Consider the following 16,283-nt stretch of genomic DNA (forward strand, 5'->3'; position numbering starts at 1 on the left):
AAGAAGCGCAGAAAGATGGTCGGCGAGCAGCCCGGCACCGGTCAGGCGGTGACGGGAGAGCAACCTTCGACCCAGCAGCCCTCCAGCGAAGGCCAGGCAACGAGCCAGCCCGCTACCGGTGAGCAGCCGGCTGAAGGCGGCGCGAACGCCGGCGCTGCCGCACAGGGCGAAGCCCCTGCCAACGCGAACGAGGCTCCCATTCTCGACAGCCAGAAGGATGTCGTTCGCAAGCGCAAGGGCCGCCAGCCGGCCGGCCAGAACGAGAATGGCCAGGCCGGTGTCGAGCAAGGCGGCAACCAAGTTGGACAGCAGGGCGGCAATCAGGCCGAGCAGCGGCCTGCCGCGGTCGATCAGGGGCCGCCGCCCACCGACGACAAGGCGGCCCAGCAGGCGATCAAGCCTGAGAAGCTTGTTCCGGTCACCGAGGAAAAGGGCAAGCGGATCGAGCTTACGCCCGAGCAGGTGGTCCGCGAGCGCCGCCGGCCCCAGGGCGCGGATGTGGTGAAGCAGTTCGGCGACCGCGTGATCCTCCAGTTCAACAACCAGACTTTCGTGGAAAGCAACGAGGCTCCTCGCATCACCCGTGGCGCCAGGGATGTCTATTACGAGGATCTGCCGCGCGGCCGCACCCGCGAGACCGTGGAGCGCGAGAATGGCGTCAAGATCGTCACCATCCGCAACCGCAATGGCGACATCGTCCAGCGTTCGCGCATCACGCCTGACGGGCGCGAATATGTGCTGAGCTATGTCGACGAGCGCTATTACCAGGATGTCGACGACTGGCGCGATCCAGGCGACGACCTGCCGCCGATGCGTCTCGACATATCGCGTCGGGACTACATCCTGGATTCGGAAGAAGTCGAGGATCCGGACGAGTATTACACCTTCCTCGAGCAGCCGCCGGTAGAGAGGGTCCAGCGTCTCTACTCGATCGACGAGGTCAAGCGCTCGGCCCGCGTGCGCGACATCGCCCGTCGTATCGACCTCGACACGCTCAACTTCGATTTCGGCTCGGCGACTCTTTCCGACACCGAAGTGCAGAAGCTCGAAGGCGTGGCCACTGCCATGGACAAACTTCTCAAGAAGAACCCGGCCGAGACCTTCCTGATCGAGGGCCACACCGACGCCGTCGGTACGCCTGACGCGAACCTCGCACTGTCGGATCAGCGTGCCGAGGCGGTCGCCGAAGCGTTGACCAACGCTTTCGGCGTCCCGGCCGAGAACCTCACGACACAGGGCTATGGCGAGGAATATCTCAAGGTGAATACGTCTAGCCCGAACCGCGAGAACCGTCGTGTCGCCATCCGCCGCATCACCTCGCTGGTGGCGCCTGTGGCGAGCAACGAGCAATGACTTCAAGATCCTGAGCCGATTTTCGGAAGCAGCGCGACAAGAAAGGGCCCGTCCGGATCCGGACGGGCCCTTTCTCTTGAAATTCAAGAAGAATTGTCCCGCTCATCCCGCCGTGCTCATTGAATCGCCGCATTGCGGCACCCAGATTCCAGTCAGGGCGTTCCCTGCCCTGTCCCGACTCCAGCGGGACACATGAGCCCCGCCGGCGCCCCTCTCCGGCGGGGCTTTTACCTTGAAAAATAAGCCCACCTGCCGGAAATACGGCCGAACCCCAGAGAGCAATTCCAGGAAAATGCGCAGCGTCCGGAATTGCGTAGATCAGAGCGAAACCGCCCCGGAACATCTCAGGAAGCGTCTCGAACTCGCGTCGAATTCCGGCGAAAGGCAGGAAGGGCGCGGCGGAATGAGGCGGCCGCGGGCTGTCAATAGATCCTTCTGACCTTCGTCGGCGAGTTGGCGAACACCTCGTCCGGCACGAAAAAATCGCCGGCAAGCTGATCTGCCGCGCCTGGCGCATAGGCCGAAAAGTCCGTGACGCCCTCGGCCCGCAGCACCTCTTCGTCGATGTAGAAATTGCCGGTCGCCTCGCGCGCCGGCCGCAGGAAGATCGCGCGCGCGGCATCGGCCACGATGTCGGGCGAGCGGCTCATCGCAGCCACCGTGGCGCCACCCAGGAGATTGCGCACGGCGGCCGTGTCGATGGTCGAGATCGGCCACAAGGAATTCACGGCGATGCCGTCTTTGGCGAACTCGGCGCTCATGCCGAGCGTGCACATCGACATACCGAACTTGGCCATCGTGTAGGCGACGTGGTTCTTGAACCACTTGGCCTTCATGTCGAGCGGCGGCGCCAGATTCAGGATGTGAGGATTGTTTGCCAACTTCAGGTGTGGAATGCACATTTTGGACACCAGGAACGTGCCGCGCGTGTTGATCTGGTGCATCAGATCGTAGCGCTTCATGTCGGTCTCCAGCGTGCCGGTAAGCTGGATGGCGCTGGCATTGTTGACGCAGATGTCGATGCCGCCGAACCGCTCGACGGTCTTTGCCACCGCCTCGCCGACCTGAGCCTCGTCGCGGATGTCGCAAAGCACCGGCAGCGCCTTGCCGCCGGCCTGCTCGATCTCTTCGGCCGCGCTGTAGATCGTGCCCGGCAGCTTCGGATGCGGCTCGGCGGTTTTGGCTGCAATCGTTATATTGGCGCCGTCGCGCGCCGCGCGCAGCGCGATCGCCAACCCAATCCCGCGCGATCCGCCCGAGATGAATAGCGTCTTTCCCTTGAGCGACATGTCTCGGCTCCCTCTGCAACAGTGAGGCAACTTGCGCGGCGGGCAGCCGTGGCGCAAGGCCCAACGCACCGGTCGGAGGTTACGCAGCGTCGTGCTGAAAGGGTCTAGACCAGCACCAGCCCTTGCCGCATCGCGATGGCGATCGCATCGGTGCGGTTGGCGGCGCCGAGCTTGATCAGGATCGCGGCGACGTGGAATTTCGCCGTGTGGACGGAGATGTTGAGCCGCCGGGCGATTACCTTGTTGGGCGCGCCTTCCGCCAGCAGCGCCAGCACTTCAGCTTCGCGCGGCGACAACGCCGCGCGGGGCTGGTTGTCGGGCGTCTCGTCCTCGGACACCCCCGCGTGGAACTCGCCATGTGCACCAAGATCGGACGGTCCTGCCCGGCCGATGCGATAGCCGGACGCCGCCAAGCGCAAGGCGGCGGCAATCAGCAGGCCGTCGGCGGAGGCCGGCAGCGTCGCAAACACATTGCCGCCCGGCCTTTCATGGCCGGCGCGACGCGACAGCAGCACACATGGCGTTGCGGGGCTCACGGCCCGGCTTTCCGAAGCAGCCACATCGACCAAGGCTACATCCGCCGTTTGACCCATGCCGCTCCCGGCGAGGATCGGCAGCAGGTCCTCGCTCGCCGCAAGCGCATCGACCAGTTGCTCGGCGCGGGCCGCGTCGCCGAGCGCGATCAGCACCGTCAGCCGGGTGCTTGCCGGCTCCGGTCGAGCAATCGTTTGTATCGCGCTGCTTGCCATCGGCCTCTCAGCTCAACGGCTTTTCGCCGATGGTGATCGAAACATCGCGCTCAGCGCCGCCACTCAAGATACCGAGCGTCACGGTGGTGCCGGCGCTGTCCGGCCCGAGCTTGCGGATCAGCTCGCGCGGCCCATGCACGGCCTCGCCATTCCAGGTGACGATGATGTCGCCGACATGCAGGCCGGCGGCTTTCGCCGGGCCGCTGTCGTCGAGGCTCATCACCATGGCGCCGTGGGTGTCGCTGTTGCGGATCGGGTGCAGCCCGGCACCGAGATAGCCGCGCGCGACATGTCCCTTCTCGCGCAGCGTCGCAACCGCCCGCTCGATCGTCTCGTAAGGCATGACCAGCGCCCGCCGGCGCGGCCCGAACAAGAGCATGCCGATCAGGCCGCCCTTGGCATCGAGCACCGGGCCGCCCTCGAAGCGGCCGCCGGTGTTGATGGCCAGATTGATGCGGCGGTCGATCGCGCCGCCGCGCATCGAGCGCCAGGCGGGCCCGACCTCGCCGACCGTGCCAAAGACCGCGAGTGCTGCCCCTTCGCTATTGCCGACGGCGATCGCCACATTGCCGGGGCGCACGGCAGCGGCCTCAGCCAGTTGCGGCAGACCGGCGGCGGCGGAAGCCGGCTTCAGCAGGGCAACGCCCGTCGAAGGATCGCGGCCGGCAAGCTCGGCCTTCACAGTTTTGCCCGAGGCCAGCGTCAGCTCGATCTCCTCTCCGGCTTCGACCGCTTCCTCCGCGGTAACAAAGAAGCCGTCGCGCCAGTGGAAGGCGCTCGCTGTGCGGTGGTGAGGCGTAACGAAGCTTGCCAGCGCCGGCGCGGCGGCCGCCGCGACATCGGCAACGGCATCGGAAAAGGCACTGAGATTGAAGTTGCTCATATCGATGATCTCCTGGGTTCTGTGACCCAGATATCGCTCTATGTCGCCGCCGCGGATACTCGCCTGACGGCTAGTCGAGTGCCTGACTGGCCATGTGGTCAGGTCGCGGCAATTGCTGCCGCTCCGCACATATAGGCATCGTTTGCGCCAGATTACACGGGAGCCAACATGGCCTTCGCCGCCGAAAAACTCCAATCCGAGGACGCCTTGCTCGACGCCTACTCGGCGACGGTCGCCGACGCCGTCGATCGAATCGGACCGGCCGTCTGCCGCATCGAGCGCATTGGTGCCGGCGGCCATGGCTCGGGCTTCGTGATTGCTCAGGACGGGCTGGTCGTCACCAATTCCCACGTCGTCGGCGACGCCCGCGACGTTCGCGTCACGATGCCGGATGGCGCTTCGCGCGAGGGGCGCGTGCTTGGCCGCGATCCCGACACCGACATCGCGCTGGTGCGCGCCGACGGCAGCTTCGCCGCCATCGCCCCGCTCGGCGATTCCAAGCGCCTCAGGCGCGGCCAGATCGCGATCGCCATCGGCAATCCGCTCGGCTTCGAATGGACCGTCACCGCCGGCGTCATCTCGGCGCTCGGCCGCTCGATGCGCGCCTCGACCGGCAGGCTGATCGACGACGTCATTCAGACCGATGCCGCGCTCAACCCCGGCAATTCCGGCGGACCGCTGGTGTCGTCGGCCGGCGAAGTCGTCGGCGTCAACACCGCCATGATCCACGGCGCGCAAGGCATTGCCTTCGCGGTCGCCTCCAACACCGCCAATTTCGTCATTTCCGAGATCATCCGCTTCGGCCGTGTGCGCCGCGCCTTCATCGGCGTCTCTGCCGATACGACCAACCTGCCGCGCCGTGCCGCACTTCTCTCGCAGGTCACGACTAAGACGGCCGTGCGCCTGCGCAGTGTCGAGAAGAACGGCCCCGCCGCGAGGGCTGGCCTGAAGGAAGGCGACATCATCGCCGCTCTCGACGGCCGACCGGTCACCGGCGTCGATGATCTCGTGCGCATGCTCGACGCCGACCGCATCGGTCGCGAGACGCTCTGCACCGTCGTGCGCCGCACCGGCGTCAGCCAGGTCGCCGTGACGCCGGTGGCGCGGACGAACTGAGACCCGCTGTCCGGCCTAGCTCCCGGCCGCACCTTTGGCGTATTGCGCCAGGAATTCTTCGCTCGGCGCAATAGGCTTGATCACGTCGATCAGCACGCCGTTGGGATCCTTGGTGATGAAATGGCGCTGGCCGAAGGGCTCGTCGCGCAAGCTGCGCAGGATCGGCAGGCCTGCGGCGACGATGCGCTCATAGACGGCGTCGGGATCGCGGACCTCGAAATTGATCAGCAGGCCGGACGTGCGTCCCCGGCCCTCCTCAGGGATCGTCTCATGGTCCCCGTCGACGATGCCGAGATTGACGCGGCGATCCTCGGCCGACTGCAGATGGACGTACCAGTCGCTGTCGAACAGCACCTTGAAGCGGAAATGCTCGACATAAAAGGCCGCCGTGGCGGCGACGTCGCCGGTCATCAGCACCGGATAATAGCTGGTCGTCTTCATCTTTCTTTCTCCTGCCATCCAACATACAGTCTGTATGTAAGTGCAATTAACATACAGGCTGTATGTATGCAACCAGAGTCTGGACGCCGCTCCAACCGCGACCGCACCGAGGCAACGCGCGCCGATCTGATCCGCGCGGCGCGAAAATTGTTCACGGAAAAATCCTATGCGGAGACGGGCACGCCGGAGATCGTGGCCGCCGCCGGCGTGACGCGTGGGGCGCTCTATCATCATTTTGCCGACAAGCAGGCGTTGCTCGCCGCGGTCGTCGAACAGGAGGCAGCGACCGTCGCAGCGGAGATCGACCGCGCCTCGCCCGCCTCGCTCTCGGCCCGCGATGCCTTGATCTCCGGCTCCGACGCCTATCTCGCCGCGATGCGCGCGCCCGGCCGCACGCGGCTTTTGCTGCTCGATGGGCCGGCCGTGCTTGGCCGCGCGGCGATGGACGAGATCGACAACCGCCACGGCAACCGCTCGCTGCGCGAAGGCCTGATCGCAGCCATGCGCGCGCGCTCGATGGTCAAGCTGCCGGCCGAGGCGCTGACCGCGGTGCTGGCCGCCGCCTTCGATCGCGCAGCTTTGGCCATCGAGGCCGGCGCATCGGCCGAGGAGTATCGCGCCGTGCTGATGGCGCTCATGGACGGCTTGTCTCCGGCTCCTCCTCCGTCCAAACGCCCGGTTCCAGCTCGTTGAAGCAGCCGAGCTGCCGCTTGAACTCGTCGATGAGCCACGAAGCCGCCGGCTTGGGGCTCCGGTCGTTGCGGTGCATCGCGTACATCGGCGCACGCACCTCGCGATAAGGCTCGAGATCGAGCTCGACCAGCCGCCCGCTGGCGATGTCGTCGGCAATCAGCCAGCGCGGCAGCCCGCCCCAGCCGAGACCCTCACGCATCAGGGCGTGCTTGGTGCGCACGTCCGTCAGCCGCCAGGTGCGATAGGCAAACACGCCATAGTCGCGGCCCCGCGTCCGCTCCGACTGGTCGGAGACGACAAGCTGGATGTGGTCGCGCAGATCTTCGATCGCAATTGGCTTCGGCAGTTTGGCCAGCGGGTGGTCGGGTGCGGCAGCCGGCACCAGCGAGATGAAGCCGATGCGCAGCAGATTGACGTCCGCATCGCCTTGCAGGCCGCCAAAGCCGAGGTCCGACTGGCCGTTGACGACCTGATCGACGATCAGGCCGAGCGAACCGATATAGAGGCGCAGCATCACCGCCGGGAACTGGGCCTCGAAGGCCTTGAGCACCCGCACGAGCGCCGGCGAAGGCAGCGCCACGTCGACCGACAGGTTTACTTCCGCCTCCAGCCCTTGCCTGTAGCCGTCGGCGCGCGAGCGGATGCGCTGCAGCACGCCGATCATGCGCCGCGCGTCCTCCAGCATGGCCTTGCCGACATCGGTCAGTTGCGGCTCGCGCAGGCCTTCGCGCTCGAACAGCTTCAGGCCCAGTTGCGCTTCGAGATTGGCGATGCCGTAGCTCACCACCGATTGCGCCCTGTTTAGCTTGCGCCCCGCGGCTGAGAAGCTGCCGGTGTCGGCCACCGCCACCAGGATCTGCAATTGGTCGAGCGTCGGATTTGGCTGCATGAGCAATCCATATTCTCGATGGGTACCATGCAAATTATACCAGTTTTCCGGATAGAGCCGCAACCCCATATGGCTCGGGCAAGTTCAATCCAACCAAAGGGGACACCGCCATGTCCATACTGCTTGTTACCTCCAGCCCGCGCGGCGCCGCCTCGCACTCGACCCGCGTCGCCACCGATCTTGCTCAGAAGCTGGCCGCCGCCGATCCGTCCAACACACTTGACGTGCGCGACTTGGTCGCCGATCCGCTGCCGCATATCGATGCCGACTACGCCACCGGCATCTATACCCCCGCCGAGGCGCGCAGCCCGCGTCAGGCCGAGGTGGTCGGCGTGTCCGACGCGGTGCTGGACGAGCTGTTCGCGGCCGACACGATTATCCTCGCCACCGGTTTCATCAACTTCAACATTTCCTCGACGTTGAAGTCGTGGATCGACCACGTCGCACGCTCGGGCAGGACTTTTGCTTATGGTGAGAATGGCCCGAAGGGCCTGGTCGCCGGCAAGAAGGTCTATATCGTGCTTGCTTCGGGCGGCATCTATTCCGAGGGTGCCGCGGTGCAGATGGATCACGCCATCCCCTACCTGCGCGGCGTGCTTGCCTTCCTGGGCATGACGGACGTCGAAGTGATCCGCGTCGAAGGCGTCGGCATGGGCGCCGACGCGGTCACCGCCGCGCTTGCCAAGGCCACCGCCAAGGTGGATGCGATCGCGGCCGCGGCTGCTAACGCGGACGGGATCGCCGTGGCCGCGTAATCATTGCCCTGAGAACGGAAAAACCCTGAGAATGAAAAGGCGGGCGCCGATCGGCGCCTGCTTTTTTTGCATGTTCGTCGAGCCGTGCCGATCTGGAACGACTGTTTCTTCCCGCTGGTGCTGATCACCTCCGGCAATTTGAGGAAACTGCCGCCGGGGCTGACGGTGTTCGTCGGCGAAATTCACCGCCGACTAGCTGTTCACCGGGCTGACACTGGCGGCGCTGCCGATTACCCTGTTCTATATCGTGCTGTCGAAGCGGTTCATTTCCGGCATCACCCAAAGCGGTCGACAGGGCGCGGTCGACAGGGCGCGCTCGAACAGGGCGCGCTCGAACACCGAAGAGATCAGATCAGGACATCAAAAAGTGGCAAGTCAGAACAAGATCATCATCACCTGCGCGGTCACAGGCTCGATCCACACGCCGTCAATGTCGCCGCACTTGCCGGTCACGGCCGAGGAGATCGCGACCGCCGCTATCGAGGCGGCCGAGGCGGGTGCCGCGATCGTCCACCTTCATGCCCGCAATCCGGTCGACGGACGCCCCGACCAGTCGACCGAGGCGTTCGCCCCTTTCCTGCAGGTCATCAAGCAGCGCTCCAACTGCGTCGTCAACATCACCACCGGTGGTGCGGCGACGATGAGCGTGGAGGAACGCGTCAGGCCCGCGAAAGTCTTCGCGCCCGAGGTCGCCTCGCTCAACATGGGCTCGATGAACTTCGCGCTGTTTCCGATGCTGGAGCGCTTCAAGACGTTCGAGCATGAGTGGGAGCGGCCCTATCTCGAATCGTCGCGCGACCGGATCTTCCGCAACACTTTCGGCGATATCGAGCACATATTGCGCACCTGCGCCGACAACGGCACGCGCTTCGAGATCGAGTGCTACGACATCGGCCATCTCTATACCCTGGCGCATTTCGTCGAGCGCGGGCTGGTGAAGGCACCGTTCTTCGTCCAGAGCGTGTTCGGCATCCTCGGCGGCATCGGCACGCATCCGGAGGACGTCGCCCATATGAAGCGCACGGCCGATCGGCTGTTCGGCAACGAATATCACTGGTCGGTGCTGGGCGCCGGCCGCCACCAACTGCCGATCGCCACGCAGGCGATCGCGCTGGGCGGCAATGTGCGGGTTGGCCTGGAGGACTCGTTATGGATCGGCAAGGGCAAGCTTGCCCGCTCGAGCGCCGAACAAGTAACGAAGGTCCGCCAGATCATCGAGGGCCTCGGCGCCTCGATCGCCACGCCCGACGAGGCGCGGCAGATCCTGCAGCTGAAGGGCGGCGACAAAGTCGCGTTCTGATCCCGGCAAAAAAAGAACCCTGCGGCAACGGCTATCCAAACATCCGCTCGCCCTGCTCGTCGACGAGCTGGATGCCCTTCTTGATCGAGATGTCGACCGCATCGTCCAGCCCGGCGAAACGGTCGGCGCGGATGAAGCGGTGCTCCTTCATCACGCCGTCCACTTCCTTGGAGACGACGCCGCAGGTCTGGTACTGGCCGTCCGCCTTGTAGGGCGTGGCGCTGATCAGGAAGCCCTTGTGCTCGACCTGCTTTGCCGGCTTCGCGGCTCCGGTGTCCGTCGCCTCACCACCGCCGCCGCCGAAAAGACGTTTCAGAAAAGACATAGCGCATCCTCCAACGGCAAATCGTCCTGCATCACATAGCGTGCCGCAGGACGATTTTCACTACAGCATGAACCCGAAAACTGTGCAGCGGTTTTCGGGAAGATCATGCTCACACAAAGATAAACGGGATGACTTTTGGAAGTCATCCCGCTTTGACGGTCATCGGTCGAGCCAGCAATAGCCCGTTCAGTGCCGGGCGACTCAGCGACGTGAGAGGGCCTCGAGCGCTGCGGCGGCGTCTTCCAGAATGCTGATCGCCTCGGCCTGCTTGTCCTCCGGCGCATCGACGATATCGCTGAGCGCGGCGCGTAGGCGGTGGCGCAGTGCGCGGAACCGGTCGCGCTTTTCGTGACGGCCGCGCCGGCCGACGTCCTCGCCCTCGTCGTTCCAGCCAAACCAGTCGCGCGCCTTGGCCATCTTGCGGCCGAACCGCTCGAGATGGTCGAGCACGTGATCGATCATCTCGCGATTTTGCTCGAGATGCGCCCTGCCCGCCTCGGTGATCGAGAACACCTTCTTGTTGCCTTCGCTTGACGAGACGGCATAGCCGGCCTCTTCGAGAAAGGTCAGCGTCGGATAGACCACGCCCGGGCTCGGGCTGTAGATGCCGCTGGTGCGTTCCTCCAGCGCCTTGATGATGTCGTAGCCGTGCCGCGGCGCCTCGGCCAGAAGCGACAGCGTGATCAGCTTGAGATCGCCGTCGGCCAACATGCGGCCGGCGCGGAACATGTCGCCCGGACCGCCGCGGCCGCCGCCGCGCATGCCCTGGCCGAAGGGACCAAAGCCGCCGCCGCGACCACCGAAACGACCGGCCATGTGCATGAATATGCGCTGACCGAAATGGTTGTGCCCGAAGGGATTATGCTTGTGCATGGATCGCTCCTTGAGTTCTATCTTACGATATATCTTAGCTAGGCGGGTGGAGTCAAGATATATCTTACGATGCATCTTGGTTGACGCAAGGCGAACTGCGAGGCGGTCGAATGCGCAGCGATCGCCGCGAAAACAGCCTACCAGCGGCCTTTGCGGCGGTTCCAGGCGTAGAGAAGATCGGCAAACCGATCATAGACAAAGCGCGTCAGCCGCAGCACGACCGAATTGCCGAACAGGGTGGCGAGCCATCCCTCGCCAGGCGTGAGCCGCCAGACGGCGATCGCCACATCGGCACCGACCAGCAGCTTGCCCTCGGCATCGGTCGCATGCAGCCGCCGGCGGACATCCTCGAGCGAGGCGCCGAAGGCTGAAAGCGCTTGCGGTTCGAAATTAATGTCGCGGAATTCGACGCGGCCGGACTTGACCGCTTCAATCAGCCGCCGTTTCTGGCGGTTGATGCCGGCATCGCAGACCGGGCAGCGTGTGTTGTACCAGACAGTCAGCAACGGCTCAGGCATCGCGCGACTATCGGCGACCGAGCGCGGCACCGCAATATCAGCATCGAGCCGGGCTGTTTCCGGCGCTCTACCCCAGCGAACTGATGATCTCGCGGTAGGCGAATTCCGGAAACGCCTTCATCGTCCGCGTCCTGACATTGCCGCCCGACGACAACATCAGCGCGAAACGGGCAAGCACGGCATCGTCCGGCGCTTCGACAATGGCGACCATGTCGCATTCGCCCATCGTCAGATAGAATGCCTTGAACGATCCGCCCATTTCACCGAGCAGCTTCTTGGCGGCATCGAGCCGCTTCGGCGACTCCCGCACGTTCTTGGCGCCCAATTCGGTCCAGTTGATAAGCACGATGTAGGTTGTCATGGCACACCTCCCACCGGGAGCCACGGAGCGCGACGCCTGGCAGTTGCGACCGGCGTCCGGGGCGGGCATCCGGCTTGTCGCCCACAAATGCATCCGACCCTGAAATTATCCTCCTGTTGAGCAAGCCCGGCAAGGCGGCATAACAAATAGGTGGAAATGAAAAAGGACGCCGAGGCGCCCGTTTTCGTATGTTGCGTTTCCGCTCAGCTGTCCAGGAAGCTTCTCAGCTTCCGCGAGCGGCTCGGGTGCTTGAGCTTGCGCAGCGCCTTGGCCTCGATCTGACGGATACGCTCGCGGGTGACCGAAAACTGCTGGCCGACCTCTTCCAGCGTGTGGTCGGTGTTCATGCCGATGCCGAAGCGCATGCGCAGAACACGCTCCTCGCGCGGGGTGAGCGAAGCCAGCACGCGCGTGGTTGTCTCGCGCAGATTGGCCTGGATCGCCGCGTCGATCGGCAGGATCGCCATCTTGTCCTCGATGAAGTCGCCGAGATGCGAATCCTCCTCGTCGCCGACCGGCGTTTCGAGCGAGATCGGCTCCTTGGCGATCTTCAGCACCTTGCGCACTTTTTCGAGCGGCATTGCGAGCTTCTCTGCCAGCTCTTCCGGCGTCGGCTCGCGGCCGATCTCATGCAGCATCTGGCGCGAGGTACGCACGATCTTGTTGATCGTCTCGATCATGTGCACCGGAATGCGGATGGTGCGCGCCTGATCGGCGATCGAGCGGGTGATCGCCTGCCGGATCCACCATGTCGCGTAGGTCGAGAACTTGTAGCCGCGGCGATACTCGAATTTGTCGACCGCCTTCATCAGGCCGATATTGCCTTCCTGGATCAGGTCCAGGAACTGTAGGCCGCGATTGGTGTATTTCTTGGCGATGGAGATGACGAGCCGAAGGTTCGCTTCCACCATTTCCTTCTTGGCGATCGCGGCCTCGCGCTCGCCCTTCTGCACCTGGTTGACGATCCTGCGGAATTCCAGAATCGAGATCGCCGTCTCGGTGGCGAGGTTCTGGATCTCGGCGCGCAGTTCCTTGATCGCGTCCTTCTCGTTCTTTGTGAATTCCTTCCAGCCGCGCGAGGTGAGATTCGCGATCGAGCGGGTCCAGTTCGGATCGAGCTCCGAGCCCTGATACTCCTTGAGGAACTCCTCGCGGCGCACGCCGTAGCTTTCGGCGAGCCGAAGCAGCTTGCCCTCGTTCTGCACCAGGCGCTTGTTGATGTCGTAGAGCTGCTCGACCAGCGCTTCGATGCGCGCGGTGTTGAGCGACAGCGACTTCACCGCCTTGATGAGTTGCTCCTTGAGCTCCTTCAGCCGGCGATCCTGGCTGGGCGAAAGCGTGCCGGCAGCCGCCAGCCGGTTCTCGACCTGCTGGTCCTGCAGCTTGCGAAGCTTCTTGTAAGTGTCGGCGATGACGTCGAGCGTCTCCATCACCTGCGGGCGTAGTTCCGCTTCCATCGCGGCCAGCGACAGGCTTGCCTCGTCCTCGTCGTCTTCCTCTTCTTCCAGCCCGCGCGTGTCGCCGCCGACATTGGTGATGTCGTCTTCTTCCTCGCGCGCCGCCGAGCGGCCGCGCGGCTTCTCTTCGGCCTTGGGCGCTTCCTCGACGCGTTCGACAACCGGCGCCTGCTTGGCCTCGGGGCCGGCATAGGTCGCCTCGAGGTCGATGATCTCGCGCAGCAGGATCTTCGATTCGTTGAGCTCGTCGCGCCAGATGATGATCGCCTGGAAGGTGAGCGGGCTCTCGCACAGGCCCGCGATCATCGTCTCGCGGCCGGCCTCGATGCGCTTGGCGATCGCGATTTCGCCCTCGCGCGACAGAAGCTCGACCGAGCCCATCTCGCGCAGATACATGCGCACCGGGTCGTCGGTGCGGTCGGTCGGCTCTTTCTTGGTGGTCGTGGTGGCAACGGCGGTGCCGGTCTGCTCGGCAAGCTCGTTGGCGTCTTCCTCGGAGTCGGCGCCCGCGTCGCCGCCTTCCGCCTCCTCGCCCTGCTCGTCGTCCTCGACGACGTTGATGCCCATGTCGGACAGCATGGCCATCGTGTCCTCGATCTGCTCGGATGTCACTTCCTCCGAGGGCAGCACCGAGTTCAGTTCGTCCATGGTCACATAGCCGCGCTTCTTGGCGGCCTTGATCATCTTCTTGACAGCATCATCGGAAAGGTCGAGCAGCGGGCCATCGGTGGCGCCTTCACGTTCGGTCTCGACCTCTTCCTTTTCCTTTGTCGCCATTCTTTGTCGTCTCCAAGCGGCCGAATATCGAAGCCGCGTAAGCTGCCGGACCGGTCAAACCGGATGCGCTCGCCCCAGAACGCTTCTTACCGGGCCAGTGACCGCATCATCTCTTTTGTTTGCTGCCTGTCGTTGCCCCAAAACCGGTTCCACTTTTGGGCGACATGCATTAAGTCCAGATTAACCCTGGTATCTGTGGCAGGCCTTTTGCCTGTCCAGTCGCCAGAACCTTACATCGCTCAAAATTTCCCACCGACGCCGGGCACGGTTAACGTTTCGAATCGTCCTGATTCCGCCAATCTGTCAGAAGGTCAAGCGCCTCTGGCATGATTCGCATGAAAAAAGCGAATCAATTGCCCGACTTAGAGGCGTCGAATCGACGCGCCTTGAGCATTTCCACTTCATTTCGGGCCGACCTGGGCCTAAGCACGCCCAGCCCTGCCCGACGAAACGCCGAACCCTTCGATCAGCGCTTCCGTTGCCTGTACATCGTTGAATTGCGCTTGAATCTCGACGAGATGCCGGAAGTTTTCGTCCGACGGGTCTGCATCGAGCGCCGCCTGCGCCTGTTTCAGCTCCCTATGTAAGGTGCGCGCGCTGCGCTGCAAGTGCAGCGCTTGGTTGAAGGCGTCCCGGGCATCGTCAAGTCCCGCGGTTTCGAGCGCCGGCCACTGCCGCGCCCGCTTGATCAGCGCCACCGCGCGTTCCCAGATGTCGCCGCATCCGGCGCGCTCGATGGTGGCGATGACTGCGTCGCGGTCGTCGGCCGCGTCATGCGCCATCGCGTCGAGGATGGCTGCATGCAGCCGCCTGAGATCCGAATTGGCAAGATCGAGGAATTCGACATGCGCGAAATTCTCGTCGATCAGCGGCGGATGGTTGACCAGCGCCACGATGATCGTCGCCTCGCGTACCGACATGGCCTCGCCCGTGCGCTTGACCAGCGCCGAGCGGCCGAGGCTTTCGGTGATGGCGGTGCGCGCGCCCGCAGCGCTCCGGCCAAACGCCCCGCCTGGCGCCGAACCTCTGCCGCGCTCGCCTGGCCGGCCGTCCTGGCGTCCCCCGTGTAGGCCTTGCCGCGCGCCGCGCTGCGAGCCGAAGAAGCTTAGGACGCGCTCGCGCATCTCCTGCTGATAGTGGTAGCGCAGGCTTTCGTCGCGGATGCGGCCGGTAAGCTCGCGCAGCGTCTTCTCGAGCTCCGCCCGCCGCTCCGGCGTATCGAACACGCCGCCGGCCGTCTCGCGCATCCACAGAAGATCGGCGAGCGGCCGCGCTTCCGAAAGCACCGCGCGGAACGCGTCCGGCCCATCCGCTTTGACCAGATCGTCGGGGTCCTTGCCTTCGGGCAGCAGCGCGAAGCGTGCCGAGCGCCCGGGCTGCACCGACGGCAGCGCGAGGTCGGCGGCGCGCCAGGCGGCCTTCAGCCCGGCCTGGTCGCCGTCGAAGCAAAGCACCGGCTCCGGCGCCATGCGCCACAAAAGCTCGAGCTGGTTTTCGGTGAGCGCCGTGCCGAGAGGCGCCACGGCATTCTCGAAGCCGGCCTGTGCCAGCGCGATCACATCCATATAGCCTTCGACGGCGATCACCGTGCCGCCCTTGGCCACCGCTTTGCGGGCGCGGGCGAAATTGTAGAGCACGTTGCCCTTGTGGAAGAGCTCGGTCTCCGGCGAGTTCATGTATTTCGCCAAAGCGTCCGGCGCCAGCGCCCGACCGCCGAAGGCGATGATCCTGCCGCGCGAATCCGGGATCGGGAACATGATGCGGTCGCGGAACCAGTCATAGGAGACCGGGATGTCGTCGCCATGCCGGACCAGTCCGCAGGCTTCGATATCGGCCTTCGGCACCCCCTTGGCGGCGAGGTATTCCTTGAGCGCGTTGCGGCTGTCCGGCGCATAGCCGAGCCGGAAGGACTGCTGCGTCGCCGGCGTCAGACCGCGGTCGCGCAGATAGGCGCGGGCCTTGGCGCCTTCCGGTCCCTGCAGGCGCTCCTGGAAGAAGACCGTCGCCATCTCCATGACGTCGGTCAGGCTGGCGCGTTCCTTCTCGCGCTTTTCTTCTTGGGCGTCGCGCACCGGCATCGGCACGCCGGCCATCTCTGCGATCCTTTCGACCGCTTCGGGAAAGCTCATGCCGTCGAGCTCGGTCAGGAACTTGAAATGATCACCCGAGACCGAACAGCCGAAACAGTGATAGCGCCCCTTCTTGTCCTCGCAGTGGAACGACGGGCTCTTTTCGCCGTGAAACGGGCAGCACGCCCAATAATCGCCGCGCGATGCGTTGGACTTCTTCCTATCCCAGGAAACGCGTTGACCGATCACCGAAGAAATCGGCACGCGGTCGCGTATCTCGTCGAGGAAGGCGGGTGGAAAGCGCATCGGGAAAGGCTCGTTTACCCTCCATATAATCAAGCCGCTTGGGCGCGACGACTCGATAAGCCCGATCGTACCCGCTTTTCACAGACAAAAAGAAGGCGGCCGCGCGGCCGCCTTCCCGTCTTTCGGACC

General features: G+C 64.5%; 16 protein-coding genes. 5 read left to right on the forward strand and 11 right to left on the reverse strand.

Annotated elements, in window-relative coordinates:
• Positions 1-15 precede the first annotated feature (15 nt).
• On the forward strand, positions 16-1,353 hold the full coding sequence (locus P9254_RS06345) for an OmpA family protein (protein ID WP_278054435.1): 1,338 nt from the start codon (positions 16-18) through the stop codon (positions 1,351-1,353).
• 422 nt (positions 1,354-1,775) lie between these two features.
• Here P9254_RS06345 and P9254_RS06350 read toward each other — a convergent pair whose 3' ends face one another.
• The 3 genes from P9254_RS06350 to P9254_RS06360 form a co-directional block, all read right to left on the reverse strand.
• On the reverse strand, positions 1,776-2,642 hold the full coding sequence (locus P9254_RS06350; RefSeq protein WP_278054437.1) for an SDR family oxidoreductase: 867 nt from the start codon (positions 2,640-2,642) through the stop codon (positions 1,776-1,778).
• Between the two features lie 104 nt (positions 2,643-2,746).
• A complete protein-coding gene (locus P9254_RS06355) occupies positions 2,747-3,391 on the reverse strand; it encodes a helix-turn-helix transcriptional regulator (protein ID WP_278054439.1) in 645 nt (214 codons plus the stop codon).
• A 7-nt stretch (positions 3,392-3,398) separates the two neighbouring features.
• The gene (locus tag P9254_RS06360) at positions 3,399-4,274 is read right to left on the reverse strand and encodes a S1C family serine protease (RefSeq protein ID WP_278054441.1); all 876 of its coding nucleotides are present in this window, start codon (positions 4,272-4,274) and stop codon (positions 3,399-3,401) included.
• Between the two features lie 168 nt (positions 4,275-4,442).
• On the opposite strand from P9254_RS06360, the gene P9254_RS06365 reads away from it, so the two are divergent.
• Positions 4,443-5,390, forward strand: coding sequence for a S1C family serine protease (locus tag P9254_RS06365; RefSeq protein ID WP_278054443.1), 948 nt, complete (start codon positions 4,443-4,445; stop codon positions 5,388-5,390).
• Between the two features lie 15 nt (positions 5,391-5,405).
• Here the strand turns inward: P9254_RS06365 and P9254_RS06370 are convergent, their stop codons facing one another.
• Positions 5,406-5,831 carry a VOC family protein gene (locus tag P9254_RS06370; RefSeq protein WP_278054445.1) on the reverse strand — a complete coding sequence of 142 codons (426 nt, stop codon included), beginning with the start codon at positions 5,829-5,831 and terminating at the stop codon, positions 5,406-5,408.
• A 66-nt stretch (positions 5,832-5,897) separates the two neighbouring features.
• On the opposite strand from P9254_RS06370, the gene P9254_RS06375 reads away from it, so the two are divergent.
• Positions 5,898-6,524 (forward strand): TetR/AcrR family transcriptional regulator, encoded by a 627-nt coding sequence (locus P9254_RS06375; RefSeq protein ID WP_067326810.1) that lies wholly within the window; start codon positions 5,898-5,900, stop codon positions 6,522-6,524.
• Here the strand turns inward: P9254_RS06375 and P9254_RS06380 are convergent.
• A complete protein-coding gene (locus P9254_RS06380) occupies positions 6,466-7,413 on the reverse strand; it encodes a LysR family transcriptional regulator (protein WP_067326806.1) in 948 nt (315 codons plus the stop codon). The genes P9254_RS06375 and P9254_RS06380 overlap by 59 nt on opposite strands.
• 110 nt (positions 7,414-7,523) lie before the next feature.
• Between P9254_RS06380 and P9254_RS06385 the strand changes: the two genes are divergently transcribed.
• Together P9254_RS06385 and P9254_RS06390 are read left to right on the forward strand one after the other, a co-directional pair.
• Positions 7,524-8,168, forward strand: a complete 645-nt coding sequence (locus tag P9254_RS06385) for an FMN-dependent NADH-azoreductase (protein WP_278054448.1) — start codon at positions 7,524-7,526, stop codon at positions 8,166-8,168.
• Between the two features lie 367 nt (positions 8,169-8,535).
• Positions 8,536-9,468 carry a 3-keto-5-aminohexanoate cleavage protein gene (locus P9254_RS06390; RefSeq protein ID WP_067326797.1) on the forward strand — a complete coding sequence of 311 codons (933 nt, stop codon included), beginning with the start codon at positions 8,536-8,538 and terminating at the stop codon, positions 9,466-9,468.
• 31 nt (positions 9,469-9,499) lie between these two features.
• On the opposite strand, the gene P9254_RS06395 is transcribed toward P9254_RS06390, so the two are convergent.
• The 6 genes from P9254_RS06395 to dnaG all read right to left on the reverse strand — a co-directional run bounded on the left by P9254_RS06395 (position 9,500) and on the right by dnaG (position 16,154).
• On the reverse strand, positions 9,500-9,793 hold the full coding sequence (locus P9254_RS06395; protein ID WP_067326794.1) for an HlyU family transcriptional regulator: 294 nt from the start codon (positions 9,791-9,793) through the stop codon (positions 9,500-9,502).
• A 201-nt stretch (positions 9,794-9,994) separates the two neighbouring features.
• The gene (locus P9254_RS06400; RefSeq protein WP_095823214.1) at positions 9,995-10,666 is read right to left on the reverse strand and encodes a PadR family transcriptional regulator; all 672 of its coding nucleotides are present in this window, start codon (positions 10,664-10,666) and stop codon (positions 9,995-9,997) included.
• Between the two features lie 137 nt (positions 10,667-10,803).
• Complete coding sequence (locus P9254_RS06405) at positions 10,804-11,184, reverse strand: thiol-disulfide oxidoreductase DCC family protein (RefSeq protein ID WP_189413658.1); 381 nt, start codon at positions 11,182-11,184, stop codon at positions 10,804-10,806.
• A gap of 67 nt (positions 11,185-11,251) precedes the next feature.
• Positions 11,252-11,545, reverse strand: coding sequence for a GYD domain-containing protein (locus P9254_RS06410; protein WP_066994615.1), 294 nt, complete (start codon positions 11,543-11,545; stop codon positions 11,252-11,254).
• 203 nt (positions 11,546-11,748) lie between these two features.
• Complete coding sequence (gene rpoD / locus P9254_RS06415; protein ID WP_066994612.1) at positions 11,749-13,779, reverse strand: RNA polymerase sigma factor RpoD; 2,031 nt, start codon at positions 13,777-13,779, stop codon at positions 11,749-11,751.
• Between the two features lie 422 nt (positions 13,780-14,201).
• Entirely contained in the window at positions 14,202-16,154 is a 1,953-nt protein-coding gene (gene dnaG, locus P9254_RS06420) for a DNA primase (RefSeq protein WP_095801608.1), read from the reverse strand.
• Positions 16,155-16,283: the final 129 nt, after the last annotated feature.

Origin of the sequence: Mesorhizobium sp. WSM4983 (assembly GCF_029625765.1) — a bacterium.
Lineage (GTDB): Bacteria > Pseudomonadota > Alphaproteobacteria > Rhizobiales > Rhizobiaceae > Mesorhizobium.

What these genes read in the sequence shown, in the direction of transcription:
- P9254_RS06345 (WP_278054435.1), top strand. Translation starts at nt 16, where the DNA reads ATGGTCGGCGAGCAGCCCGGCACCGGTCAGGCGGTGACGGGAGAGCAA.
- P9254_RS06350 (WP_278054437.1), bottom strand. Translation starts at nt 2,642, where the DNA reads ATGTCGCTCAAGGGAAAGACGCTATTCATCTCGGGCGGATCGCGCGGG.
- P9254_RS06355 (WP_278054439.1), bottom strand. Translation starts at nt 3,391, where the DNA reads ATGGCAAGCAGCGCGATACAAACGATTGCTCGACCGGAGCCGGCAAGC.
- P9254_RS06360 (WP_278054441.1), bottom strand. Translation starts at nt 4,274, where the DNA reads ATGAGCAACTTCAATCTCAGTGCCTTTTCCGATGCCGTTGCCGATGTC.
- P9254_RS06365 (WP_278054443.1), top strand. Translation starts at nt 4,443, where the DNA reads ATGGCCTTCGCCGCCGAAAAACTCCAATCCGAGGACGCCTTGCTCGAC.
- P9254_RS06370 (WP_278054445.1), bottom strand. Translation starts at nt 5,831, where the DNA reads ATGAAGACGACCAGCTATTATCCGGTGCTGATGACCGGCGACGTCGCC.
- P9254_RS06375 (WP_067326810.1), top strand. Translation starts at nt 5,898, where the DNA reads ATGCAACCAGAGTCTGGACGCCGCTCCAACCGCGACCGCACCGAGGCA.
- P9254_RS06380 (WP_067326806.1), bottom strand. Translation starts at nt 7,413, where the DNA reads ATGCAGCCAAATCCGACGCTCGACCAATTGCAGATCCTGGTGGCGGTG.
- P9254_RS06385 (WP_278054448.1), top strand. Translation starts at nt 7,524, where the DNA reads ATGTCCATACTGCTTGTTACCTCCAGCCCGCGCGGCGCCGCCTCGCAC.
- P9254_RS06395 (WP_067326794.1), bottom strand. Translation starts at nt 9,793, where the DNA reads ATGTCTTTTCTGAAACGTCTTTTCGGCGGCGGCGGTGGTGAGGCGACG.
- P9254_RS06400 (WP_095823214.1), bottom strand. Translation starts at nt 10,666, where the DNA reads ATGCACAAGCATAATCCCTTCGGGCACAACCATTTCGGTCAGCGCATA.
- P9254_RS06405 (WP_189413658.1), bottom strand. Translation starts at nt 11,184, where the DNA reads ATGCCTGAGCCGTTGCTGACTGTCTGGTACAACACACGCTGCCCGGTC.
- P9254_RS06410 (WP_066994615.1), bottom strand. Translation starts at nt 11,545, where the DNA reads ATGACAACCTACATCGTGCTTATCAACTGGACCGAATTGGGCGCCAAG.
- rpoD (WP_066994612.1), bottom strand. Translation starts at nt 13,779, where the DNA reads ATGGCGACAAAGGAAAAGGAAGAGGTCGAGACCGAACGTGAAGGCGCC.
- dnaG (WP_095801608.1), bottom strand. Translation starts at nt 16,154, where the DNA reads ATGCGCTTTCCACCCGCCTTCCTCGACGAGATACGCGACCGCGTGCCG.